A 25,149-nucleotide genomic window follows, 5' to 3' on the forward strand; every position below is an offset into this window, starting at 1 on the left:
CTGACCTGTCAGGTGAGTATCCGTACGGCCGACTCTGGGCTCCGCACAGCATCACCGTCCCGGAGGCAGCCCATGATCCGATCACTTGTTCCGCCGGTAAGCACCGCCACGCGTTCGCCGATGTCGCCGTTCGCCGCCTGGACCACCAGCCTGGCGGCCACCGCGGCATCCACCTACGCGCTGGACGTCTGGGCGGCAGCCGCCGGAGCCGGCCTGGTCGCTTCCGGGTTGCTCGCCGACCTCGGCCATCGATGGGTGGTGGCATTCCTCATCGCGAGCTACACGGTCTGGGTGTTCGGGCTGCGCGCCAACCTGAAGGCGAACGGATCTCTGCTCGCAGCCACAGGGACCAGCACCAACGTGCTGTCCAAGCTGGCGTACGACATCACCCGGCGCCGGTGGGGCGATGGACGCGCCGCTCGCCTGGCCGCCGCCGTGGCGTACACCGGCACCGAGGTCGCCAAGGAGGTGCCGTACTACACGGCCGCGTTCGGCGCTGCCGTCGTGACCGACGCGATCACCACCGATGAGGCACTCGTCTTCCTCGCCGGCGCCAACCTCGGCGCCGCGTTCTACGAAGCCGCGCTCGCCCGCCTCACCCGCACCTTCCTGGACCGGCGCCGCGGACATGCGTCGTTCGACACCGACTGGGTGCCGGCGGAGTACCTCACCGATTACTACCGCACCGTCGAGCCGGACGAGCTCGCCACGATCGCGTTCCTCGTCGACGCGATGCAGCACGCCGAACGCGACCGGCCGATCCTGTACTTCGGGACCGGCCCCACCCTCCACCACGTGTTCGCCTGCGCCGAAACCGCGTCCGAGATCCATCTGGGCGACTATCTGCCCGAGAACCTGGCCGAGATCCAACGCTGGATCGACCGTGCACCGGGCGCCCACGACTGGCGGCCGTTCGTCCGCTACACCCTGCAGTGCGAGGGCAATCCCCGTCCGACCGACGACGAGGTGACCGCACGCGAAGACCTCACCAGAGCAAAAATCACCACATTGGTACGGGTGGACGCCCGCCATCCCCACCCGGTGAACCGGCGCTACGCGACGGTGATCAGCGCCTACTGCGCGGACTCGGCGACCAGCGACCGCACCACGTGGGAGCTGTTCATGCGTCACATCACCGGCCTGGTCCAGCCCGGCGGGCTCTTTCTCACCGCCGCGCTGCGCCGGTGCCGCGGCTACACGGTCGGCGGCAAGACCTTTCCCGGTGCCGACATCGACGAACGCGACCTCCGTGCGGCCCTGCAGCCCGACTTCGAACTGCCGCACGAGGGCATCGAGGTCATCCCGACGGCCCAGAACGATTCCCACGGCTACGCCGCGATCCTGCTCGGCCGGGCACGCCGCGCTCAGCTCGTCCGATAGATCACTTGCCGAACGCCCGGCACCACTCGTGGCCCGACGCGACGTAGTCGACGTGCGTGCCCTCGGCCGCGAGACGTGCGTCAGACTCCGGTGCTCCTGCGCGGGATGAGTTTCTTCGGCTTCGGCGCCGGCACGATCGGGGCGCTGTCGGCGCTGCTGACCCTGCTGTTCGCCGTCGGGGCGCTGGTCGGCGGCCGGCTGGGCGACCGGTTCGGGCGCCGCAAGGTCTTCACCGTCACCATGGTCGGGCTCGCGGTCGGCATCGGTCTGCTGGCCGGGGCGCAGAACGTGGCCATGCTCTACGTCGCGACGGTGATCGTCGGCTTCAGCATCGGCGCGGACCTTCGGGTCTCACTCGCGATGATCAACGAGGAGGCCCCGCACGGCGCGAAGGGCAGGCTGGTCGCCTTCTCCCACGTGTTGTGGATGCTGGCGATCGGCACCGTGCTGGCGCTGCAAGCCGTCGTCGGCGACCTCGGCGTACTCGGCGCCCGGATCATGACGTCCGGCGGTGATCGACCGGGACCAGCCCGGCCCACGGATGGAGGCCGGGCTGATCAGTACGGAGGCGTCAGATGCGGCGCCATTTCTGGTTGGCGCCACCCACGCAGGTCCACAGGTGCAGGGGTGCGGCGTTGTTCGCGTTCCAGGCCGCGATGTCCACGCACTTGTTGGACATCGGGTTTACCAGGTCACCGGCCGCGTTGAGGACGAACTGCTGAGCCGCGTTGCCGTTGCAGGTGGCCAGCTGAATGGGTGTGCCGTCGGCGGTGGCGGCCCCGGCGACGTCCATGCAGGTGTTGTTCTGCGCACGCAGCGTGCCACCGGTGAACTCGAACCTCTGGTTGACCGTGTCGGCGCAGTCCCAGACCTGCAGTCGCTGGCCCGGGCTGAAGTTGCCGTTGGACACGTCGATGCACTTGTTGTTCCAGTTGCTGGCGATCCGAGAGCCGGTCGGCTGCGGGTTGCCCGTCGAACCGGGCGTGCAACTGTTGTCGCTGGTGACGTTGTCGGTGTGCGTGGTGCCGCTCGCCCGCAGAGCGTTCGCCTGCGCGGTCGCCTGAGCCGGCGTGAGCACCTGCTTCTTGGCGTGGTACACGTAGTCGATGTGCTCGTGCCAGACACTGGTGCCGCCGGAGTGGCCGGTCAGGTCGATGAACCACTGGTTGAAGTCGATCGACATGTTCTGCCGGGGGTAGTACTTGCCGCCGTGGGTGCCGACGAGCCGGCCGTCGATGTAGTACTTGATCTCGCCGTTCGCCACCGTCGCCATGACGTCGCGCCACCCGGCGATGCTGGCGTTCTGCTTGCTGTACTGGCGGTCCTGCACCCACGGGTCGGCCTGGTAGGTGTACCAGGTGGTCTGGAAGTTCGTCGGGCCGCTCTCGCCCCACCCGCCGTTCGGCAGGTACTCGGAGAAGTCGAGCTCGCTGTAGATCGGGTCGAACGCGTACCGCAGCGGGCTGATCGTGTAGAAGGTCTGGTTCACGATGTCGCCGTCGGGGCCTGCGGCGGGGGTGTCGGAGAATTCGATCCGGGCCAGGTAGGTGCCCTCGAAGAACCGCCGGTCGGACAGTGAGAACTCGGCGTGGCTGGTGCCGGCCGCGGTGCCGTTGGTGGCGGCCTGCAGACGGGCCACCTTCTGACCGTCCACGGTGGGGAACGAGACGTTGGCGGCGGACCAGCTCGCTCCCGGCACGCCAGGACCACCCTGATTGGTACGCACGTGCCAGCCGCGCTGGCCGAGCGCCGGGTCGGAGCTGGAGGCGTAGTTGAAGTCGTCGAAGACGACGCCGCAGGCCACCGCGGCGCTCGCCGAGTGGGCGGTGGTGAATCCGACGGCTGTCAGTGCTGCGGTCACGGCCACTGCCGCGGCCGTCACCAGGATGCGGCGAACGGGAGATCTGGTCACGAGATGGCTCCTTGACGGGGGATGAGCTGAGCCGTCGGGGCGCGGCAGCATTCACGCACTGCCACGCCGTCGACCCCCGTCAATGAAAGGGCAAAAACTTTTACGATGTCAACGAATGTACGCTGAGAAGAATTTTCGTCCGGCTTTCGTGGATCCACAGGCGCCCACGTTGTCCACCCCTCCGCGCGGGGAGCCGACAGTTCGGGCAGGCGCTGTTTCCTCGCGGGAGCGCGCTGGGCGCCCGCCTTCAACGGGCGCCCCGAGCCACCGCGGATGGCGCTGACCGAGGAGGGCTCCCCTGGCCCTGACCTGCCAGAGATACATCACCGCTACCGACGAGTTCGTGACACCACGGCCAGCGCCCACGGTGCCCGAAGCTCCCTGAGCGTCCGATTCAAGGCTCGACGGCACGTAGGCCAGGTGCCGGTGAGCGCGGGCCACGTCGGCGCCCAACACCTCGGCCGCCCGAGGGCGGGCCGGGCCAGGCCGAGTAGCAGGCGGATGGTAGCCCTATGACCGCCTACCCAGACTTTCCGGGCACCCCTGTCGCGCGCTACGCAGGAGGCCCCGCCGTCGGTCAGCGCCGGATGGGGTCGTCGTCCCAGACGTCGGGGATGCCGTCGGCGTCGGTGTCGCGTGCCTCGGCCGCGCACAACTGCCGGTAGTGACGGTTACGGGCGCGCAGCACCACCATGGCCAGCAGCGCCGAGATCAAGGACCCGGCCAGGATGCCGATGCGGGCGTGCCCGTCCTTCTCGCTGCCGACGCCGAACGCGAGCTCGCCGATCAGCAGCGACACGGTGAACCCGATCCCCGCCAGCAGCGCCAGGCCGAAGACGTCCCACCAGCTCACCCCGTCGCCGAGAGTGGCGCGGGTGAACCGTTGCACCAGCCACGTCGACCCGAGCACCCCGACGCATTTGCCGACCACGAGACCGAGGACGATGCCGATCGTGACCGGGTCGCGCAGCGTCTCGCCAAGGCCACCGGCGCCGGCCACCGACACCCCAGCCGCGAAGAACGCGAAGACCGGCACCGCGAACCCGGCGGACACCGGCCGCCACCGGTGCTCGAAGTGCTCCGCCAAACCGTGCCCGTCCCCGGGAATGCGGCGGATCACCGGGACCATGAACCCGAGCAGCACCCCCGCGACCGTGGCGTGCACGCCGGAGGCGTGCACCAGCGTCCACGTCGCCGCGGCGAGCGGTAGCAGCAGCCACCAGGAGCGGACCCGGCGTTGCACCAGGAAGGCGAACAGTCCCAGCGGTATCAGGGCGGCGGCCAGCGGCAGCAGGCTCAGCGAACTGGTGTAGAACACCGCGATGATCAGAATCGCGAGCAGGTCGTCGACCACTGCGAGGGTGAGCAGGAAGGTGCGCAGCGCGGCCGGCAGATGCGTGGAGATCACGGCGAGCACGGCCAGGGCGAACGCGATGTCGGTGGCGGTCGGCACCGCCCACCCGCGCAACGCCCCATCAGCCATGCCGGCGTTGACCGCCACGTAGATCAGCGCGGGTACGGCCATGCCGCCGACCGCGGCGGCGACCGGGAGCACCGCGCGGCGCGGGTCACGTAGGTCACCGGCGACGAATTCGCGTTTCAGCTCGAGGCCGGCGACGAAGAAGAAGATCGCGAGCAGCCCGTCCGCGGCCCACTGCGCCAGCGTCAGGTCGAGGTGCAGCGCGTGCGGGCCGACCTTGACCGCGATCAGGTCCTGGTATCCCGCCGACCACGGCGAATTCGCCCAGACCAGCGCCAGGACCGCGGCGCCGAGCAGCAGCGCACCACCGACGGTCTCGGTGCGCAGGATGTCGCCGATGCGGCTGACCTCGGGCCAACTGCCCCGGCCGAACAGGTGACGGTGCTGGTGAGGTGATGGGGCGGTCACAGGACTCCTCCGAGAAACGGGCACAGCAAAAACGTCGCCGACCAGGCTTCCCGGCACACCTGAACCGAACCTACCGTGCGACCACGGTCGCGGCAGCGATTGAACTCACTCCGGCCAGGGGTTTACCGGCGGTTGATCACCGCCCGTTCCAGAAGGTCGACAGCAACGGCCACACCGTTCTCGGCACGGACCCGCTCCCCCAGCCGGCGCGCCGCGTCGATCATCGCCGGGTCATCGACCGCGCGGCGGATCGCGGCGGCCAGAGCGGGCACGGTCAGGCGCCGCTGAGCGATCGGTTCCGCAGCGACGCCGAGGCGGTGCATCCGTTGCCCCCAGAACGGCTGATCCGCGACGAACGGGCACACCACCTGCGGGACACCCGCACGGACCGCCGCCGCCGTCGTACCCGCCCCGCCGTGATGCACCACCGCCGCCACCCGCGCGAACACCGTCTCGTGCGGGACCTCCCCGGTCACGAACACATCTTGCTGCGACGGTGTCTCGCACAGCCCGCCCCAGCCGGCAGCGAGCACACCGCGCACCCCGGCCAACCGCAACGCCGCCACAATCTCCCGGGTCGCGGCTGCCGGGTCCGGCCCGGCCATGCTGCCGAACCCGACGAAGACCAGCGGCTCACCGTCGCCCGTTGAGGCCGGTGGCCCGGGCAGCGGATCTGTGACGCTGGTCCGGCGGTCGGCGAACCAGTAACCGGTGACGTACGCGGACGGCGGCCAGTCGGCCGGACGGCGCAGCACCGCCGGGCTCACCGCATGTAAGACCAGAGCCCGCCCGCCGGCGGGAGTACGCAGCGGATCATGCCGGCCTCGCCGCCGGGGCAGGCCCAGTCCGGCACGCCACCGGTCGACCGTACGGCCGAACACCATCGCCGGCGCCTTCATCCCCGCGAAGCTCGCCCGGTTCGCCACGGCCGGCAGCCGGGACGAGAACTGCTGTCCGGGCCACGCGAACTCGCCCGTCGGGACATACAACGGCATCGGCAACGCCAGGACCGCCGGCACACCGAGCTTCTCCGCGACGTGCTGACCGCTCATGAGCTGGCCGTTGTGCACGATCACGTCAGCGCCGGCACCCGGCCCGGTCGACGCGATCTGCCAGCTGTCCTGCAGCACCCGCGTGAACATCGCCGGCATCCGGCGCATCAACGCCAGCCTCGCCTGCACCCCGCCGGCGGCCACCTCACCCACCGCGGCTCCGCTGTCCAGCACCCGCAGCGGACCGTCGTCCACTGCCGCAAACGCGACGCCGTGCCCGGCGGCCAGATCGGCGAAGCGTTGCGGCGCCCCGAGCACCGCCTCATGGCCACGCTTCTGCAGCTGCTGGGCCAACGCGATGAACGGTTGCACGTCACCGCGGGTCCCCAGCGTCAGAATCAGAACCTTCACCGCGAGCCTCCCGCAGCCGCCGACACGTCATCACCGCGCCGACCAGGCTTCCCGGCTCACCTGCGGTGAGCATACGCTCACCGTAGGATCCACCACGCTTGCCGCTTTCCAGAAACCGGCTGCGCCTGGTCGATGGGCACGGCATCAGCGCGATCCGCCGCTCCGGATCGCCCAACGGCCTCCGGAGGAGCCGTCTCCCGGTGGTGCTGACGATCAGGAGATCGCCGACTCGGAACGTCGGCTTCGTGCAAGACTTGGAGGGGCCCGGGCCGCGGTGCCTGGATTGCTCCAGGCCCGTTTTTCCGGACACCGCCGACGAGCTTCTGTTGCGGCAGGACTGCCCCATCCTGGCCCTGAATGGCCGCACACCACCGTGGCCGGCTCACCCCGATACCGCGACATCGTTCCGGCCCCACCCCGGCGGCGGCCTGACCTGGGCCGAGGCACCCACCGAACACCCTACGGCCCGGCCGCGATCCGCCGGGAACTGCCCAGACCGGGGTGTGCACCCCGCCGCTGCGTCGCCGGCCGGACGCGTTGCTACCCACACCCGCCGGCAGGACTTTCCACGATCTGCAGCAGTCGGGTGAACCGGCGGGCCGCCAGATTGCAGCCGATGGATTTTTCACCTGGATTTCCGCTGGTGGTGGTGGATTTCTGATTGGTCATCGCGTGCATAGGGGGTGCGGGCAAGTGGGAATCCTCCTGGATGCGGGGTAGCGTCCGGGCCGAGAGCGCGCTTCGCGGTTCCCGCTTTGCGCAGCCGGGAAGCCCGACCGCAGTCCGAGCTCTGATAGCGGAAGGAGGCAGTCATGGATCCCGCTGGATGGATTATCTCCATCATTGCCATCCTCGTCGTCGTAGCGATCGTCGTTCGTATCGAACGTCGCAGCAAGAAGCGGTGACGACGCCTGCAGGCAGTTGAGCAGGCGTGAAAAGCATTCATAGCTGATGGCCGCTTCGCCGTGCCGCAAAACATGCAAGACCGGCGATTGTGGCAAACGCCGGCCACCGCGAGGTGTGGTTGAAGCGGCCGTCGTCAGGAGGCCTCATGAGCCACCCCGACAGCGCCGGAAAGCTTGAATTCCAGCCGACAAAAATAGCCGAATCCACTCTGAGCCAAGTCTTGGAGGACCACTCGGAGACATTCGCGAAGGCGGTTGCCGCCCTCAGCGGGAAGATTCCGAACGTTCACTTGGCGGACGTCCTTCGCGATGTGAATCACAGCGCCAAGGAACCGTGCGGCGCACCGCCGACACCCGACTCGGTCCAATTCTGCTGGAACGACGAGGACAACGAAGGCACCACCTGGATCCCGCAGGGGCTCACCGGCTCCTGGGATGCCGACGCCGACGGCAGGTTCGGCGAACACCGTGTCATCGCCGCCACCTGGTACGACGACAAAGGCCTGGACGGCACCAACCGGGGCAGCCGCATCACGTTCGTCAACTACGACGACCCAGGCAAGCCGGAATATCGGCACGTCCTGCTCGTCGTGCCGGACCGCGACGGCAGCTTCCACGCGGCGGTCTCACACGTCGGCGGCATCGCCTGGGTCGGCTACCGGCTGTACGTCGCCGACACCGACGCGATCCGCGTGTTCGACCTGCACGACATCTGGCGCACCGGAGCCGACAGCTCACACAAGAAGATCGGCATGCACGACGGTAAGGCGTACGCGGCGGACTACCGGTACGCGATTCCGCAGGTCGGCTACTACCGGCCCCGGCCGAACCCGCCCCACCTGCCTCTGCGAATCTCGTCGATCGCTCTCGACCGGAGCAGTTCACCGAACTCGCTGATCACCGCCGAGTACAAGGAGGACCGCGACGGGGTCCAGTCGCCGAGGCCGGCCAACGCCCGGATCGTCCGATGGGACCTCGACGACAACGGCAAACTGGCCGGTTCCGGAGAGCAGGTGCGATCCAGTGCGGCATACGTGACCTCCCGGGCCAACGTCAACGGCGCCGTCACGTACGGGGACAAGCCGGAATTCGTGCTGACCAGCAGCGAATTCAACCGCGAGCCCGGATGGGTCCACCGTGCCACCCTCGGCACGTCGCAGCGGTACACGGGCGTCCCCCCGGGTGGCCCGGAGGACTTGACCTACCAGCCGCAGGGTGACCGGATGTGGACCCTCACCGAATACGACGGCCGACGGACCGTGTTCGGCATACCGATGCCCTCGATCGGTGACGGGTGATCGTAACCGCAGTCCTGACGGCTCAGGTGTCCATCTGGGCGCTGCGCTGGCCTCTTGTGCCGCCCTCGCCGCTGGCGATCAGTGGCTGCCACCTGGCCGCCCCGGCGCCCTTGACCTGGAGCGCGCTCCAGATGGAAACGTGGTTGCCGTCGACCGACGGAAAGGAGAACGGCGATGACGGAACGCAGGATGATCCTCGGTGCGATGTACTTCGGTACGCGGCTGGACGAAGCCTCGTCCATGGCGTTGTTGGACCGCTTCGTCGACCAGGGCGGCACCTGGATCGACACGGCCAACAACTACGCCTTCTGGGCCGACCCCAGCGGCATCGGCGGGCAGAGCGAAGCCCTCATCGGGCGGTGGCTGGCCTCCCGGCCGGGCGTGCGCGAGCGGGTGCGTATCAGTACGAAGGTGCGGTACCAACCGACCGTGCCAGGCCGGTGGCCGGAGTCTTCGGAAGGCCTGTCCGGGCCGGTGATCCGTAACGCGGTACAGGAGAGTCTGAAGCGGTTGAACACCGATCGGATCGATCTGTACTGGGCTCACGGTGAAGACCGGACGGTGGCCCTGGACGAGACGGTGGCCGCGTTCGGTGAGCTGGTGCGCGACGGCGTGGTGGCACGGCTCGGCGCTTCCAACCACATGACGTGGAGTGTCGAGCGAGCCCGGCAACTGGCAAGACAACAGGGCATCGAGGGATACACCGCGCTGCAGCTGCGGTGGTCATACGTGCAGCCCCGCCCCGGCGCTGAGCTTCCCGATCAGGGTCACCAGCTCCTGTCACCGGAAGCGCTGGACTATGCCCGAGTCGAGCCCGGCCTTGCCGTCTGGGCGTACACGCCGCTGATCAATGGCGCCTACACCCGCTCCGACCGGCCGCTTCCCGAGGTCTACGACCACCCGGGAACGGAGCGTCGCCTGGCCGTGCTGACGCGGGTCGCCGACGAGCTCGGCGTGACGCGCAACCAGGTAGTCCTGGCTTGGATGGCGACGGGCGATCCGGCGGTCACTCCGATCGTGGGAGTCAGCACCCCGGAGCAGCTCGATGAGGCGCTACAGGCCGACCAGGTGACGCTCAGCAGCGATCAGCGCCGCCAACTCGACGAGGTCGCCTGAGTCGATACACGAAGAGCCAGCTCGCAGCCGCGAGCGCATGGTGCGGTCGGCTTGCTGACCGCACCACGCGCTCTCCGCGGGAAATACCTGTGACATACGCACTCGCCTCGGCAGTCCATGCTGTCGGGTCAGCGCAGGCCGTCCGTCGGCGGGGACGATCGGGCCCGACCGGCACACCTTGCTAAAGGCACATCGCCTGCTTTCGGTCGAAATGCCCCCGCTGAGACGGCGCATCAGCCCAGCGGCGCGGCCAGGTCCCGCAGCGCCCAGCAGGTCCCCGTGGACGCCAATCGGCACCTCCTGCTGCACCAGCAGCCCCACCGGCCGCGGCAGGCACTGCCCGGCCGGGATGACAGCATGATCAGCATGACTGCCGACGAGCACGCTGCCCGCGCCGCCGAACTCACCGCCGAAGCCGAGCGCCTTTACCAAATCTGCCTGGTCGACTATCACACCAACATCAACGAAGACGACCACTCCGACGAGCCGTACGTACCGGGCGCCGACCTCGCGATGCTTACGGCCACCACGCAACTCGCCCAAGTCCACGCGACTCTCGCCCTGCGACGCCCAGCAACGACCAATCAGCGATGAGCGTCCGTCTTCCGCGATATCTGCGGCCGGCGCAGAGCCGCCGACGGCTGCTGCACGCAGCCGGGCCGGTGTCGTAGCCGCTGTCTCGGCGCACGCCGCGGCGAGGTCACTGTCGACCTAGAACCGGAGGATATGGCCGACGCGTGGTTCGGTGCGGCCGTGGTAGACGTCCAGCCAGAAGCTGCGGAGGTCGTCCGGGCCCGCACCGGCGCGTACCTCGAGCCACGCCCCTACCGCGCCGGCGAAGCGTCGCCACGCGTCGGCGAAGCGCTCGTCCAGGCCGTCACGACCCCAGTCCTGGCGCCGTTTGCGCATCTGGACAGGGGCGAAGAACACCTCGCCCGCGGCGTCCGCGTTCGGGATCTGGTTGGTCAGCCCGACGGCGATGTCACGCACCAGCAGATCACCGAGGAGCTCGCGTAGCGCCACGCGCGTCGCGGGTGCTCCGGACAGGTCGAGATAGACCGTCGGCACCGCTTCCAGGCCGGCGATCTCGTCGTACGACAGGACTTCGTCGTAGCAGCCGAGAGACCGGGTGAAGGCCACGTTGCCGGGCGAGGTGAGACCGACCAGTCGCGGTCCGCGACCGTGCAGTTCGAAAGCGGCGGCGTACGCGGTCTTGCTGGAGGCCGACGAGAGGAGCAACTGCCGCGCCCCGTGGAAGTCGTTGTCGACGACCTGGTCGGCGAGCATGAAGGAGGTGAAGAACAGCGGCCGGTAGAGGACCAGCAGGTCCTCCTGATCGGCGCGGTACGCGGCGTCGTTCGCGGTCGACCGGTAGGCGTTGTAGGGCGACGGCAAGTCGAGGCGGTGGGCGCTGCCGTCCCGGAACCCGGATGGGTCGGCCCGCTCCGGCTGCACCACCAGATGACCGGCCGGCGGGAGGTAGCCGTAGACCCGCGTCCCCACCTCGACACCGGCAGCCGCCGATTCGATCACCTCGGCGAAACCCCAGAGCGGCGGAAGACCCCACTGCGCGCCCAGCCCCCGCGACGCGGCCGGGAAGAACTGCCAGTACCGCATGGATTCACCGAGGACCGCGTAGGTGACGTTGTTCGCGGTCAACCCGACCCGTTCCACCCGCAGCAGCGCCTCACCGTCTCGGATCTGCGGTGTCGCTCCGGCGACGACGGCAGTCTTCCCGAGGTCATCGCGGGCAACGGCGAACGTCCATGAATCGGCCATGGCGTGACGGTAGATTCCCTGGCCACGCCAGACAAGTGCACTAAGAGTGCAAAATCCCACTGACCGTTCTGCCGCCACGTGGGCGATACTTGCACCCCTGATGCAGAGCGGAGGCCGGAGCATGGCAGTGGATCCCGACGGCGACTTCCTCACCGGCTTCCTCGCCGAGGACCCGGACAGCCCGGTCGTCATGCTCAACCTGCTGCGCTTCGCTGACAACGGCCGCCCGCTGTACCAGCAATACGCGAAGGCGTTCGGCACGACGATCGGCCCACGCTACGGCGTCGAGGTGATCTACGCCGGCGACGGCGGCAGCCCGCTGGTCGCGGAAACCGGGCAGCAGTGGGACGCCGTCCTGCTCGTGCGCTACCCGTCCCGGCACGCCTTCCGCGACATGATCACCGATCCCGACTATCAGCAGATCACCCACCTGCGCCGGCAGGCACTCACCGAAGCCGTGCTTCAGCCGACCCGCCCCTGGTGAGGCGACCGCTCCCGCGGATCGCTGGCACTCGCTGCGTCAGCCGCGCCGATCAAGACCCGGTGCCGGCGGTGGCGTACGCGGGCCGCGTACGCCACCGTTGACCTCAGCTCAGGCGACCGAGGCGGGGAATCGCTCCCAGACCCGGTGCGCGGCGAGCAGACGCTGCACGCCTTCCAGCGCGGTGCCGCCATTGTCTGCAGCGATCACACCCGGCGTTCCGGCCGTGCCGGTCGCCTCGAGCACCGCGGTGCCGTCACCCCAGGCGCCGATTGCCTTGCCGTGCCGCCAGCACTCGTCCACCAGCAGCTGCACCCGCGGGTCGATCGCAGCGCTGCCCGGAGCGCCGGCCTTGGCGTCGCGTTGCGGCAGCGCGTCCGGCGCCGGGGCCGGCGCACCCGCCAGCAGCAGCGCGTCGAACTCGACCGAGCGGGCCGTGGCGAACGTACGCTGCACCGGCAGATCGCCGACCGTGTCACCGTGGGCAGCGATCAGCAGCGGCACCATGCCGGCCGAGAAGATCGCCGCCTGAACCTGCTCCAGACCGGTGTCCAGGCGCTCGGCGTCCACCACGATGCCGATCATGCGGCCGTCGGCCGGCCACTCCCGGCCGACCTGCGACAGCGCCGGGCTGGGGGCAACCTCGGCGAGCGGCACGGTCGGTTCCGGCGCCGGCAGGCCGAGCCCGGTGGCGACCTGCTGGCACAGCACCGGGTCGATGTTGGCCAGGCACTGCAGCTGGCGCTCCTTGATCGCCTTCTCGTAGCATTTGCCCAGCTCGAAGGTGTACGCCCGGATGATGTGTTCCTTCTCCACCGGGCTCATGCTCAGCCAGAACAGGCGCACCTGGCTGAAATGATCGTCGAAGGACGCCGGGTTGGCCCGGATCTTCGGCGCCTCGGCGACCCGGACCGAGGCGTCGAGGAACGCGTTCTCGGCGTCACCGGCGGGGAACGGGTTGCCCCCGTCGAGCGAGTTGGGCCGGTACGGCGCCACCCCGGCGTGCACGGCCTGCTGGTGGAAACCGTCGCGCAGCATGTCGTTGACCGGCGCGTGGGGCCGGTTGATCGGGATCTGGCCGAAGTTCGGCCCGGCCAGCCGGGTGAGCTGCGTGTCGAGGTAGGAGAAGAGCCGCCCCTGCAGCAGCGGGTCGTTGGTCACGTCGATGCCGGGCGGCAGATGCCCGACGTGGAAGGCGACCTGCTCGGACTCGGCGAAGAAGTTCGTCGGCGTCCGGTTCAGTACCAGCTTGCCGATCGGCTGCACCGGCGCCAGCTCCTCCGGCACGATCTTGGTGGGGTCGAGCAGGTCGATCCCGGCGAAGGTCTCCTCCGGGGTGTCCGGGAAGACCTGGATGCCGAGTTCCCACTCCGGGTACGCACCGGCCTCGATCGCGTCGTACAGGTCGCGGCGGTGGAAGTCCGGGTCGATGCCGCCGAGCATCTGCGCCTCTTCCCAGGTCAGGGAGTGCACGCCCAGTTTCGGCTTCCAGTGGAACTTCACCAGGGTGGTCTCCCCGGCAGCGTTGATCATCCGGAAGGTGTGAACGCCGAAACCCTCCATGGTCCGGTACGAGCGCGGGATGCCCCGGTCGGACATGCCCCAGATCGTGTGGTGCTGCGCCTCGGTGTGCAGCGACACGAAGTCCCAGAACGTGTCGTGTGCGGTCTGCGCCTGCGGGATCTCCCGGTCCGGATGCCACTTCGCCGCGTGGATGACGTCCGGGAACTTGATGGCGTCCTGGATGAAGAACACCGGCATGTTGTTCGCGACCAGGTCGAACGTACCCTCGTCGGTGTAGAACTTCGTGGCGAAGCCACGCGTGTCTCGCACCGTGTCGGCCGATCCCCGCGACCCGATCACGGTGGAGAACCGGACGAAGACCTGCGTCTCCTTGCCCTTGGCGAGGAAGCCGGCCCGGGTCACGCCGTCGGCGGTCCCGTACCCGGTGAACGTGCCGTGCGCGCCGGCGCCCCGCGCGTGCACCACCCGTTCCGGGATGCGCTCGTGATCGAAGTGCATGATCTTCTCGCGCAGGTGGTGATCCTGAATCAGAACGGGCCCGCGCGGTCCGGCCTTCAGCGAGTGATCGGTGTCGCGCAGCCGCGCGCCCTGCGCGGTCGTGAGATACGCGCCCTGCTGGGCGTGTGTCGGTGCGGGCAAGCCGGTGTCGGCGCCCGTGGGCGTACGCGTGTCCGGCGTACCCTGCTCGTGTTTGGGCGGCAACGGCTCCCGCGGCGAGGTCGGCTCCTCGACGGTCGGCGTGCCACTTCCCGGCGCACCGGGAACACGGTCGGTCAATGCCTCAGCGAGTTGCCCGACCTTCGCCGTGGCCGCTTCCACCACTTCCTTGACCACACGTCCCGGCTTGGTGCTGTCCATGCGTACTCGTCCTCCTGATTGATCGATGGAGCGGACCGAGATCGCGTACCCCGTTGCGGCACGCTGTAACGCGAGCGGGCCTGGGCATGCCGACGCAGCCGCGCCTGGCCGGCCTCGATCCGGGTACGCAGCAAAGTCCGTTGAGGCTTCGGTGGCTCAGTCCTTCACGGTCCGGGCCGCCGAGCGGCGGCTCGACCGCAGCACGACGGCGACCGCGATGGTCATCGCGAACGCGCCTGCGATCCACCAGATCCCGGCCGCGGTGAGCCAGTTGGTGACAGTGCCCTGCAGGTCCGTGAGGGCGCCGACTATCGGGTCGTCGGCGGACCCACCGTCCAGCAGCCGGATCTCGTACCAGCCGTAGTAGACGACGTATGAGCCGGCGAGCAGCAGCAGCGCGCCGCTGGCCCGGGAGATGTACGGCAGCACGCTGCGGCTGCGGCGCACCACGCTGTCGCGGGCCACGGCGGCGAGCATGGCCAGCGTGCCCACGACCAGCCCCATGCCGAGGCCGTAGGCGACGAAGGCCGCCAGGCCGTCGACGATGCTGCCGCTTCGGGAGACGAGGCCGGTGACGGCCAGGAACGGCGCGATGGTGCAGGACAACGAGGCGATCGCATACGAGGCGCCGTAGCCGTAGAGGGCGAGAAAGGAACCGGCCGGGCTGCCCACGGTGAGCCGGGGCAGCGGAACGTCCAGGTCACGGCCGGACAACAGCCAGGCCCCGAGCACCACGAGGACACCGCCGATGACCACGGTCGCCCACGGCAGATGCCGTTGGATGGGGCTGGTGGCGACGCTGATCACCAAGCCGGCGGCGCCGAAGACGGTGACGAAACCTGCGGTCATGGCCGCGGTCAGCCGCAACGCCCGGCCGATGCCGCCGCGCCGGGAGACTAGCACGGCCAGGAAGGACGGCAGCATCGCGAACCCGCACGGGTTGAACGCGGCCAGCAGACCGGCGGCCAGCGCGAGAGGGATGTCGTCCATCTACCGCAGGTGCCCATCGATGAGCGCGGACAGTTCGCCCTCGTCGAGCGGGCCGGTCGCCGTCGTGGTCTCGCCATCGGCGTCCACCACCACGAACGACGACTGACTGGCGACCTGGAAGTGCCGGTAGATCTCGCCACCGCGATCGTCGAGGTGGTCCAGGGCGCTGGTGCCCGTACGGTCCACGAACGCGGCCATCTGGCCCCGGTCCTTGTCCAGACCGGCGACGCCGACGACGGTGACGCGGTCCGCGTACCGTTCTGCGGTCTTAGCCACCGCAGGACCTTCGGCCTGGCACTTCGGGCACCACGGCGCCCAGAACCAGAACAGCACTGGACGGCCGGCCAGAGATGTTCCGTCGAAGGCCGTACCCTCCAGCGTGGTCGCCCGGAAGGTCAGCACCTGCGGAACCTGCCGAGCCGGGGCCTCGCCCGAAGCGGCGGAGGGCACCGGCGCGGGTGAGGCGGGCGCCGCCGACTCCAGCGGCTGACTACCGCATGATGTCAGGAGCAGGGCTGCCGCCAGCAGAGAAAGACACGAACGGTAAGCCGACATTTCCACCTCTTCGGAATGCGCCGATGAACCGACCTGTAGTGATCCTGACCCGGATCGGCATGAGCGGTTCTTACCGAGCTGTTACGGCTGGCAGTCGGTTCCACTTCCCTACAACACGGTGAAGTAGATGTCGGGCACCGTCATCACCTGGTAGATGCACGTACTGACCACGACCACACTGATCACGATCTCGACGGCGATCTGTCGCAGGAGCTCCCGCCGGCGCGTCACGGCGGTGGCGCGCCGCCACTTGTAGGCGGTCCACGTGGGAACCGCAAACGCGATCGCCGGCAGCGGCGAGTAGGCCCACATCATCAGCTGCACCTGGATCCGCCCGGAAACGACGGCAAGGCCGACCAGGGCGACCGTCAACAGGTATGCGACCAGCAGAAGAGGCGCGGCCAGCGACAGCGCACGGTGGTGTGTGGGCACGGACGCCGAATCAACCTCAACCATGACCACGTGTACGCGCCCGGCCTGAAGCGGGTTCGAGATCCTTGCAATCCGCTGGGGCCGCGTGCAACACGATGACCGTCGCTACCTGCGCCGGGTCATCACCGCGTACAGCATCACCAGGACCAGCGACAGCACGATCAGCGACGGGCCGAGGGTGTGAACGCCGACCCGCTCGATGAGCACGCCGACCCCGGCGGGGATCAGGGCGCCGCCGAGCCCGGTAGCCGCCATCTGCATCCCGATGACGCGGTCGGCGTGCGCTGCCCCGACCCGGTCCGCGGTGGTCAGCGTCAGCAGGGGGAAGACCGGCGCTGCGGCATAGCCGATCACCATCAGGCCGGCGACCGCAAGCCAGTCCGGGCCCGGCAGCGCCACCAGCACGGATCCGGCCAGCATGCCGACCAGGCCGGCGGCGAGGGTACGGGTGGTGCCCAGCCGTTCAACGGTGAAGCCTTGCACGACCCGGCCGACGAAAAGACTCGCCCAGTACGCCGAGACGCAGAAACCGGCGACCGCGGCGCTCAACCCGCGATCCTCGGTGAGCAGCAGGAAGGCCCAGAGCCCGGTCGCCATCTCCACACCGACGTACACGGCGAACGCGGCAACGCTGAGCCACACCGCGGGCATGCGCAGCGTCGTACCGAACCGCGGCGAAGCCGTTGTCTGTTGTTGCGCGTCCGGCGGCCCTTCGGCAGCGCCGGCACGCACCCACGCCCGCGCCGTGACAGCGAACGCGATGGCCAGCAGCGCCTGGGCACCGGCGACGAGCCCGTATCCCCACCGCCACGACAGCCCACCGCTGAGCACGCCGGTCATGATCAGCGGCCCGATGGCGACGCCGAGGCCGAAGAAGGCGTGCAGCCAGTTCATGTGCTTGGGGCCGAACGCGCCGGCCGCGTACGCGTTGAGGCCCGCATCGATCGCCCCGCCACCGAACCCGGCCAGCAGCGCACACGGCACCAGCAGGCCCAGTGCGGGCGACACCGCGTACCCGGCCAGGGCGAGGCTGGCCATCGCCGTGCTCCCGGCGAGGAGCCGGCCGACGCCGAGCCGGGCCAGGCTGAACCCGGCTGCGACGCTGGAGATCAGGTAGCCGACCGTGCTGGCGAACAGCAGCACCCCGACGGTGTCGGTGGAAAGGCCCAGGTCGTCTGCCATCGACGGCCAGCCGACGCCGAGCAGACCGTCGGGGAGGCCGAGGCTGATGAAGGCGCAGTAGGCCAGCAGCAGCAAGGACATGCGGATCGCCGGAGCCGCTGCCGCACGCCCCGAACCCGAGGCAACGGTGGAGTCATCGGACGGCGGACCCGGCACTTCCTGATCATGACACAGCTCGGTGCCGGGCCGGCGGCCGGTGCGTCGGACCGGCTGCCAGCGTCGGGTCCAGCGATGAGAATCGTCGCGCCGGCCCGGATCAGATCGGGTTCACGAAGGAGCCGCGCTGCGCAACGGTGTAAATGAGGCCTCGTTCGCGTAGCAGGTTGACCGCCCGTCGTGCCGTTGTCCTGGCCACACCCCACTCGGCGTGCATCTCGTTCTCGGTAGGGATGCGGTCATCCGCGTGAAGGCGGCCGGCCCGGATGTCGCCCTCGATGTAGTCGGCGATCTGAACATAGACCGGCACGGGACCGTCGGTGCGTACCGGTCGCTGGTTCACGACCGCCAACCTACGAAGCGCGCCACGTACAGCTATCGGCAGCTACGAGGCGATACATAGGTAGACAAGTAGATACGAGTTTTGTAGCGTGTCCTTGGAAGTCCAGCGGTAACCCGCGGTAGCCATTGGCAGCGTGGCCCCGTACCCGATTTCCGGGCACGGGGCTCGTGGGCGTCAGGCAACCATCCGCGACCGCTGGGCCGCCAACAGGTCGTGCAGCACCGTGACCGGGGCCGGCCGGGCGAAGTGGTATCCCTGCGCGAGGTGGCAGCCGAGCTGGCGCAACCGCTCGGCCTGCGCCGTGGTCTCCACCGCCTCGGCCAGCGTGACCAGCGAAAGGCTGCGCCCGAGATCCACGATCGTACGGACGAACGCGATCTCCCGCGGACCACCGTTCTCGATCTGCTGGGAGGTGAACGAGCCGTCCATCTTCAAGATGTCCACCGGAAGTTCCCGCAGGTAGGCTAGCGACGAGTAGCCGGTGCCGAAGTCGTCGATGGCGATCCGGACGCCGTGTTCCCGCAGCTGCTGCAACTGCGCAATTGTGCTGGCCGCGTCGGTCACGCTGGTCATCAGCACGGTCTCGGTGATCTCGACGATCAGGGCGGCACCGGGCAGACCGGTACGCTGCATCCGCTCGAGCAGGCGTCCGGCGAACGACTGGTCCCGCAGCTGGTGCGCCGACACGTTCACCGTGACCGGCAGCTGGTAGGCGTTCCACAGCTCGACCAGATCGGCGCAGACCTGCGCGATCACCCATTCGCCGATGGCGGTGATCTCGCCGCTCTGCTCGGCGAGCGGGATGAACTGACCGGGCGACACCGGTGTGCCGTCGCCGCGGGTCCAGCGCAGCAGGGCCTCGGCGGCTACGACGTCGCCCGTCTCGAGATCGACGATGGGCTGGTAGTGCATGGCGAACTCACCGGCTGCGGCTGCCTGCTGCAGGCCGGCGACCATGTCCCGGTTGGCCTTCCACTGGGCGTAGGCGCCGGGATCGAACAGCGTCGACCGGCTGCCCTCGCTGCGGGCGTCGTCGAGAGCCAGATCAGCGTCGCGCAGGGCGGTGGAGCCGTCGGCGTCGGCGTCGACCACGACGCCGCCGATGACCGCCTGGACCCGGCGGCTGGTCAGCCCGGCGGTCGGATAGGGCTCCGCGATCGCCTGCAACAACTGCCCGGCGAGGCGGTGGAAGTCACCGCGGGTGAGTACCGCGAAGGCGTCGGCGTCGAGCCGCACCACCACGGCGTCGCTGGGTGCCACCGCACGCAGCCGGTGCCCGGTCTCCACCAGCACGGCGTCGCCGACCTGGTGACCGAAGGCCGCGTTGATCTCCCGGAAGCCGTCGAGGTCCACCACGAGCAGCACCCGCTCGCAGGCGGCACGGCGGCGCAGGTAGGCCTGCAGCGCGGCGCGGTTGCCGAGCCCGGTCAGCGGGTCCACGTACGCACGCCGGTTGAGGGCCGCGCCGAGGTGCGCCAGCCGGACGATCAGCAGCACCGACGCGGTACAGCCGAGGGCCACCATCACGACCAGCTGCACCGTCTGGTGAGCCGGGCGGGCGTTCTGGAATCCGTACACACTCAGCCCGGCGATCAGCATGGTGAGCGTGACATAGGCGGCCAGCCGGGCCCGTGACATCGGGGCCGGGTTACGCGGCATGCTGCCGGTGCTGCGGGCCATGGACGGATGCAACGCGGCCGCACCGACCAGCACGTACGCCGTCAGCCAGCCCACCATCGTCGCGTTGCCGGACACCGGCGTGCCGCTGAACAGCCCGGCGTAGTACACCGTGTCGGTCACCACCCACAGGCTGGTGGCGGCGACCATCAACCGGTACGCCACGGTACGCACCCGCGAGATCACCGCGACCCGGACCGTGAACGCCAGGATCAGCAGATCGACACCGACCTGCAGCAGGTAGCTGCCCAGCCGCAGCCCGCTGAACCGGCCGTCGAACAGCAGCGGGGTCAGCACGAACACCCAGACGACCGCTCCCCCGCCGGTCAATGCGATGGCCGCGTCGATCACGCCGCCGCGCTGCCCGCCCGGCCGGATCCACCAGTAGACGCTGGCCGTCAGCAGCACCATCGACAGGGTGAAGCACACGTCGCCCATCGACGGGAAACGCGGCACGCCGTCCGGCGCCGCCGCGAGCGCCCACCCCAGGTTGGCGCCGATCGAGACCCCGACCGTGGCGACCACCAGCCACCACGGCCGCGACCAGACCGGCCGGTACCGGCGCACGCCCACGATCACGGCAGCGATGACGGACAGGGCAAGCACCATGATCAGGCCGCGCTGCACCAGCGGCGGGACGGCCAGCACGCCGGCCAGGACCAGAGCGCCGAGACCGAGATACCACCGGTACGCGAACTCCGGGCCCACGGCCCGCTGCACAGCTCGCCCGCCCCGTTCCGTCACACCGTCAAGGGCACCAAACCGCAGGTGCAGCAACGGTACGAACGAGGTGCTACCGGGTTGCGCAGTCAGCCATGTGCGACGATGTGGATCATGAGCGCCGGCGCCACCCTGGTCTTCCTCGCCGTCGTCGCGGCCCGGTTCCTGCTACCGCTCGCCATTCCGTACGTCCCGCTACCCGCGGTGATCGCCTGCCTGGTGCTCGACGGCGTCGACCAGACGATCTTCCAGTCCTTCGGCTACGACCCGCCCGGCTACCAGTCGTACGACAAGGCGATGGACGTCTACTACCTGGCCATCGCCTACCTGTCGACGCTGCGCAACTGGACCAGCGAAACCGCCTTCACGATCTCGCGGTTCCTGTTCTTCTACCGGCTCGCCGGCGCGCTGCTGTTCGAGCTCACCCAGGCGCGCTGGCTGCTGCTGGTGTTCCCGAACGTCTTCGAATACTTCTTCATCGCGTACGAGACGATCCGCTCCCGCTGGTCCCCGGTCACCCTGCTGACCACCTGGTGGCTCAGCATCGCCGGCGTGATCTGGGTGGTGGTGAAACTGCCGCAGGAGTGGTGGCTGCACGTCGCCCAGCTCGACCTCACCGACCAGATCGCCGAACACCGGTGGATCCTCGGGCTCATCGTCGCCCTGCTGGCCGGGCTGGCGGTGACCTTCCAGCGGCTGGTGCGGCCCCGGCTGCGCCCCACCGACTGGGACTGGCGGATCCGCCCCGAACCACTGCCCCACGAGATCGACGAACCGCACGAGCAGAGCGCCTGGCGCAGCCGCCACGACGCCGTCTGGTCCTGGAACACCCTCGAGAAGGCGCTGCTGCTCGGCCTGATCTGCTGCATCTTCGCCCAGATGCTGCCCGACTTCACCGGCAGCACCACCGAACTGTTCATCGGCGTGGCCGTCACCGTCGTACTCAATGCGGCAATCTCCCTGGCGGTGGCCCGGCGCAGCTGGACCATCCGCTCCACCGCCCTCGCGTTCGCCGCCCGGCTGCTGCTCAACATCATCCTGGCCAGCGTCGGCGACTGGCTGCTCGGCCGGCAGATGGACGGCTACGACACCCTGTTCTTCCTCACCATGATCTCGCTGATCACCACCCTGCACGACCGGTGGCGTCCCGTCCACGAGTTCCGCACCAGACCGGCCACCGGAACCCCCTGACCACCGGCCCGCCGACGGCAACGGACGGTCAGGACGCCTTGCGGATCGCCTTCTCGAGCTGCGGGCGGGTCATCGTGGACCGCCCGCGGATCTTCAGGTCGGCGGCCCGCGCCAGCAGCTCGCTCTTCGTCATCTCCGCAGGTCTGCCACCTTTCTTCGTACCCGAAGCGGTGCTCTTCCTGGTTTTTGCTGTTGTGGCCTTGGCTTTCCCGCCCTTGCCGCCCCCACCGGCCTTGCGCCGCTGGGAGGCCGCCTCCACGCTGCGGCGCAGCGCCTCGAACAAGTCGGTGACCTGGGTCGGCTCCGGCGCCTCGTCGGCCGTGGTGATCTCCTTGCCGGCCTTCTTCTCCTCGATCAGGGCATTGACCCGGTCGGTGTAGGTGTCGCGGAAGTCCGCCGGCCGCCAGCGCCCCGTCATCGAGTCGATGAGCTGCTGCGCCATGTGCAGCTCGGCGGACTTGGCCGCGTTGCGGCGCGGGAGATCGTCGATCTGGTCCTTGGGGTCGCGGACCTCGTCGGCGAAGTACATCGTCTGCAGGACCAGCAGGTCGCCGTCGGCGCGGATCGCGGTCAGATACTCCTTGCCGCGCATCACCAGCAGCCCGATCGCGGCCCGGCCGGCGTCGGCCATGGCGTCGCGCAGCAGCCCGTACACCTTGGTGGTCTCGGCGTTGCCCGGCCCGAGGTAGTAGGTCTTCTGGTAGTAGATCGGGTCGATGTCGTCGAGCTCGACGAAGCGGTCGATCTCCAGGCTGCGGGACCGGCCGGGCGCCACCGAGTCCAGCTCGTCCTGGTCGAGCAGCACGTAGTCGCCGCCGCCGACGTCGGCGCCCTTGACGATGTTGTCGAAGTCGACCTCTTTGCCGGTCCGCTCGTTGACCCGGCGGTACCGGATCCGGTCGGCGGTGCCCTTCTCGAACTGGTGGAACGAGACCTCGTGCTCGTGGGTGGCCGAGTACATCCGCACCGGCACCGACACCAGGCCGAACGTGATCGACCCGGTCCACAGCGGCCGTGCCATCGCCGGCTCCTATCCTGCGTTGAAGTTGTCGTCGGCGTCGCGCTGCAGGTTGCGCATCGCCTCGCCGAGCAGCCGCGTGACCGTCTCCTCGTCACCGGCTCCGGCCGCGACGGTGACCTCGGCGTGCACGATGCTGCCGCCGGCCGGGCCGTCCTCGACCCGGGCCGTGCCGTGTGCGCCGCCGTCGCCCGGCGAGTGCCAGCTGACCTCGAGACGGTCGGTGACGATCTGCACCTGGTACTCGTCGGCGCTGTCGCCGGTGCGGACCTTCACCGACTCGGTGGTGACCGACTCGGCCTGCACGCTGCGGGGCAACCACCGGGGTACGCGGTCCGGGTCGGTCAGCACGTCGAAGACCACCTCGGCGGGACCGGTGAAGTCGTAGGAGCCGCTGACCGTCGTCTGCTCTGCGCTGTTCACACTTACCTGCATTCCCGCGGACCGGCATTCCATTCGCTATCCCTGTTGCCGGTGCCCGCCACCCGGCACGACCAGGCCGCTCTCGTAGGCGGCGACGACTGCCTGGGCGCGGCTGGACAGGTTCAGCTTGGTCATCAGCCGGTTGAGGTGGGTCTTCACCGTGGCCTCGCTGACGAACAGCGCCTCGGCGATGTGCGCGTTGGACCGGCCCGTCGCGACCAGGCGCAGGATCTCGATCTCGCGGGCGGTGAGCACCGCGAGGTCGGACGGTGGATGTTCGGGACCGCTCGGGGCGTACGCCTCGACCAGCCGGCGGGTCACGCTGGGGGCGAGCAGTGTGTCGCCGTCCGCCACGGTGCGGATGGCGGCCAGGAGCCGTTCCGGCGGGGTCTCCTTGAGCAGGAAGCCGCTGGCGCCGGCCCGCAGCGCCGCGTACACGTACTCGTCGATGTCGAAGGTGGTGAGGACCAGCACCCGCGGCGGGGGTGACGGCGCGTCGGCGAGGATCCGCGCGGTCGCGGCCGCACCGCTGATGCCGGGCATCCGGATGTCCATGAGGATCACCTCGGGGCGCAGCTCCGCGGCGAGGGTGATCGCCTGTTGCCCGTCGGCGGCCTCGCCGACGACGTCGAGGCCGGGGGCGGCGCGGATCAGCGCGGCCAGCCCGGCTCGGGTGAGGATCTGGTCGTCCACCACCAGCACACCGATCGTCACGTCCGGTCCTCGTCGTCGCGTTGCGCCGCGGCGGTGACCGGCAGCTCCAGCCGTACCTCGAAGCCGCCACCCGGCCGCGCCGCGGCCTGCAGGGTCCCGCCGTAGAGCATCGCGCGTTCCCGCATGCCTATCAATCCCTGCCCGGTGCCGCCCGGCTGCGCCGTGCGGGTCCCGTCGTCGCGGACGACCGCCACCAGCCGGCGCCGGTGATACTCCAGCACCACCGTGGCAGCCGCCGGTGCGGCATGCTTGAGCACGTTGGTCAGGGCTTCTTGGATGACCCGGTACGCGCACAGCTCCAGTCCCGGCGACAGTGCCTGCGGTGTCCCGCGCACGTGCACCTCGACCGGCACTCCGGCCGCCCGCATCCGGTTGAACAGCTCCGGCAGGGTGGCCAGGCCCGGGGCGGGCGCGTCGCTCTCCGGTCCCCCGTTCGCCGGTTCGGCGCCGACGCGCAGCAGCTTCAGCAGCCGGCGCATCTCCTCCATCGCCTCGGCGCTGGTGTCCAGCACGGTGCCGAGGGCGGCGTGCGCGGTCGCCGGGTCGGAGCGCAGCACGTAGCGGGCCAGGCCGGTCTGCACGGCGATCACCGACACGTGGTGGGCGACCACGTCGTGCAGCTCCCGGGCGATCCGGACCCGCTCGTCGGTGACCGCGCGCCGGGCCTGTTCCTCCCGGTCGCGGCGCAGCTGGGTGTTCGCCTCGACCAGCCGGCGGTTGCTCTCGTCGAGCCGTTTCGCGCTGTCCCCCAGCTTCCAGATCACCGCCGGGATGACCAGGCCCTGCAGCGCCACGCTGAGCGCCGACGTCGCCTGCGCGACCAGACTCGCCCAGGCCCACATGGTGAAGGCGACGACGAAACACGCGACGATGCGCCGCCCCGGCTGCGTCGCGGCGACCGTGTACAGGGCCAGCAGCACCCCGTAGGTGGTGATGATCGGGTTGTATCCGGCGGCGATCTGCAAGGCCCACCCGCCGCAGCAGAACAGCAGCACCGCGACCGGGGCCCGGCGCCGCGCCGCGACCGGCAGGGTGGCCAGCACGGTGAGCAGCACCCCGGTCCGGTCATACGGCTTCCAGTCGGCGCTGTCGTCCTCGACGCCCTGGATCACACTCACCACGGTCAGCCCGCCGGCCAGCACCACATCGACGAGCAGCGGGCGTGCCGCCACAGCACGAACGATCCGTGACCACGCTGCGGGGC

Annotated in this window: 21 protein-coding genes and 1 pseudogene; 7 read left to right on the forward strand and 15 right to left on the reverse strand. The window is 69.5% G+C overall.

The features are described from left to right. The first annotated feature begins 72 nt into the window (after positions 1-72). Together gntF and OHA21_RS15865 are read left to right on the forward strand one after the other, a co-directional pair. A complete protein-coding gene (gene gntF, locus OHA21_RS15860) occupies positions 73-1,380 on the forward strand; it encodes a guanitoxin biosynthesis pre-guanitoxin forming N-methyltransferase GntF (protein WP_328474683.1) in 1,308 nt (435 codons plus the stop codon). A 105-nt stretch (positions 1,381-1,485) separates the two neighbouring features. Then, positions 1,486-1,839 (forward strand): annotated as a pseudogene (locus tag OHA21_RS15865) (MFS transporter); the annotation flags it as partial. A gap of 112 nt (positions 1,840-1,951) precedes the next feature. On the opposite strand, the gene OHA21_RS15870 reads toward OHA21_RS15865, so the two are convergent. The 3 genes from OHA21_RS15870 to OHA21_RS15880 all read right to left on the reverse strand — a co-directional run bounded on the left by OHA21_RS15870 (position 1,952) and on the right by OHA21_RS15880 (position 6,583). After that, positions 1,952-3,292, reverse strand: coding sequence for a ricin-type beta-trefoil lectin domain protein (locus OHA21_RS15870; protein ID WP_328474685.1), 1,341 nt, complete (start codon positions 3,290-3,292; stop codon positions 1,952-1,954). Positions 3,293-3,869: 577 nt separating this feature from the next. Beyond that, on the reverse strand, positions 3,870-5,180 hold the full coding sequence (nhaA, locus tag OHA21_RS15875) for a Na+/H+ antiporter NhaA (RefSeq protein ID WP_328474687.1): 1,311 nt from the start codon (positions 5,178-5,180) through the stop codon (positions 3,870-3,872). Between the two features lie 122 nt (positions 5,181-5,302). After that, the gene (locus OHA21_RS15880) at positions 5,303-6,583 is read right to left on the reverse strand and encodes a glycosyltransferase (RefSeq protein WP_328474689.1); all 1,281 of its coding nucleotides are present in this window, start codon (positions 6,581-6,583) and stop codon (positions 5,303-5,305) included. A 1,216-nt stretch (positions 6,584-7,799) separates the two neighbouring features. On the opposite strand from OHA21_RS15880, the gene OHA21_RS15885 reads away from it, so the two are divergent. From OHA21_RS15885 to OHA21_RS15895, 3 genes are all read left to right on the forward strand, one after another. Next, the gene (locus tag OHA21_RS15885; protein WP_328474691.1) at positions 7,800-8,786 is read left to right on the forward strand and encodes a hypothetical protein; all 987 of its coding nucleotides are present in this window, start codon (positions 7,800-7,802) and stop codon (positions 8,784-8,786) included. A 174-nt stretch (positions 8,787-8,960) separates the two neighbouring features. Continuing rightward, positions 8,961-9,902 carry an aldo/keto reductase gene (locus OHA21_RS15890; RefSeq protein WP_328474693.1) on the forward strand — a complete coding sequence of 314 codons (942 nt, stop codon included), beginning with the start codon at positions 8,961-8,963 and terminating at the stop codon, positions 9,900-9,902. Positions 9,903-10,181: 279 nt separating this feature from the next. Continuing rightward, positions 10,182-10,496 carry a hypothetical protein gene (locus OHA21_RS15895; RefSeq protein ID WP_328474695.1) on the forward strand — a complete coding sequence of 105 codons (315 nt, stop codon included), beginning with the start codon at positions 10,182-10,184 and terminating at the stop codon, positions 10,494-10,496. 117 nt (positions 10,497-10,613) lie between these two features. On the opposite strand, the gene OHA21_RS15900 is transcribed toward OHA21_RS15895, so the two are convergent. Continuing rightward, positions 10,614-11,681: a DUF2855 family protein gene (locus OHA21_RS15900; RefSeq protein ID WP_328474696.1), complete on the reverse strand. Its 1,068-nt coding sequence runs from the start codon at positions 11,679-11,681 to the stop codon at positions 10,614-10,616. Positions 11,682-11,802: 121 nt separating this feature from the next. Between OHA21_RS15900 and OHA21_RS15905 the strand changes: the two genes are divergently transcribed. Then, complete coding sequence (locus OHA21_RS15905) at positions 11,803-12,165, forward strand: DUF1330 domain-containing protein (protein ID WP_328474698.1); 363 nt, start codon at positions 11,803-11,805, stop codon at positions 12,163-12,165. 108 nt (positions 12,166-12,273) lie between these two features. On the opposite strand, the gene OHA21_RS15910 is transcribed toward OHA21_RS15905, so the two are convergent. The 7 genes from OHA21_RS15910 to OHA21_RS15940 form a co-directional block, all read right to left on the reverse strand. Beyond that, a complete protein-coding gene (locus tag OHA21_RS15910) occupies positions 12,274-14,544 on the reverse strand; it encodes a catalase (RefSeq protein WP_328474700.1) in 2,271 nt (756 codons plus the stop codon). 156 nt (positions 14,545-14,700) lie between these two features. Next, complete coding sequence (locus OHA21_RS15915; RefSeq protein ID WP_328474702.1) at positions 14,701-15,534, reverse strand: cytochrome c biogenesis CcdA family protein; 834 nt, start codon at positions 15,532-15,534, stop codon at positions 14,701-14,703. After that, a complete protein-coding gene (locus OHA21_RS15920) occupies positions 15,535-16,089 on the reverse strand; it encodes a redoxin domain-containing protein (protein ID WP_328474704.1) in 555 nt (184 codons plus the stop codon). Positions 16,090-16,197: 108 nt separating this feature from the next. Then, positions 16,198-16,521 (reverse strand): hypothetical protein, encoded by a 324-nt coding sequence (locus OHA21_RS15925; protein ID WP_328474706.1) that lies wholly within the window; start codon positions 16,519-16,521, stop codon positions 16,198-16,200. Between the two features lie 105 nt (positions 16,522-16,626). After that, the gene (locus tag OHA21_RS15930; RefSeq protein ID WP_328474708.1) at positions 16,627-17,784 is read right to left on the reverse strand and encodes an MFS transporter; all 1,158 of its coding nucleotides are present in this window, start codon (positions 17,782-17,784) and stop codon (positions 16,627-16,629) included. Positions 17,785-17,959: 175 nt separating this feature from the next. Beyond that, entirely contained in the window at positions 17,960-18,202 is a 243-nt protein-coding gene (locus tag OHA21_RS15935; protein WP_328474710.1) for a winged helix-turn-helix domain-containing protein, read from the reverse strand. Between the two features lie 174 nt (positions 18,203-18,376). Further along, positions 18,377-20,623 carry a putative bifunctional diguanylate cyclase/phosphodiesterase gene (locus OHA21_RS15940; RefSeq protein WP_328474712.1) on the reverse strand — a complete coding sequence of 749 codons (2,247 nt, stop codon included), beginning with the start codon at positions 20,621-20,623 and terminating at the stop codon, positions 18,377-18,379. Positions 20,624-20,713: 90 nt separating this feature from the next. On the opposite strand from OHA21_RS15940, the gene OHA21_RS15945 reads away from it, so the two are divergent. Continuing rightward, positions 20,714-21,790 carry a hypothetical protein gene (locus tag OHA21_RS15945; RefSeq protein ID WP_328474714.1) on the forward strand — a complete coding sequence of 359 codons (1,077 nt, stop codon included), beginning with the start codon at positions 20,714-20,716 and terminating at the stop codon, positions 21,788-21,790. Between the two features lie 28 nt (positions 21,791-21,818). Here the strand turns inward: OHA21_RS15945 and ku are convergent, their stop codons facing one another. Genes ku through OHA21_RS15965 form a run of 4 tightly spaced genes read right to left on the reverse strand, consistent with a single transcriptional unit; the run spans position 21,819 to position 25,117 of the window. Beyond that, a complete protein-coding gene (gene ku / locus OHA21_RS15950) occupies positions 21,819-22,811 on the reverse strand; it encodes a non-homologous end joining protein Ku (RefSeq protein WP_328474716.1) in 993 nt (330 codons plus the stop codon). Between the two features lie 9 nt (positions 22,812-22,820). Further along, entirely contained in the window at positions 22,821-23,231 is a 411-nt protein-coding gene (locus tag OHA21_RS15955; RefSeq protein ID WP_328474718.1) for an SRPBCC family protein, read from the reverse strand. 36 nt (positions 23,232-23,267) lie between these two features. Continuing rightward, positions 23,268-23,945, reverse strand: a complete 678-nt coding sequence (locus OHA21_RS15960; protein WP_328474720.1) for a response regulator transcription factor — start codon at positions 23,943-23,945, stop codon at positions 23,268-23,270. After that, on the reverse strand, positions 23,942-25,117 hold the full coding sequence (locus OHA21_RS15965; RefSeq protein WP_328474722.1) for a sensor histidine kinase: 1,176 nt from the start codon (positions 25,115-25,117) through the stop codon (positions 23,942-23,944). Before OHA21_RS15965 ends, OHA21_RS15960 begins: the two co-directional genes overlap by 4 nt. Positions 25,118-25,149: the final 32 nt, after the last annotated feature.

The organism is Actinoplanes sp. NBC_00393 (assembly GCF_036053395.1).
Taxonomy (GTDB): domain Bacteria; phylum Actinomycetota; class Actinomycetes; order Mycobacteriales; family Micromonosporaceae; genus Actinoplanes.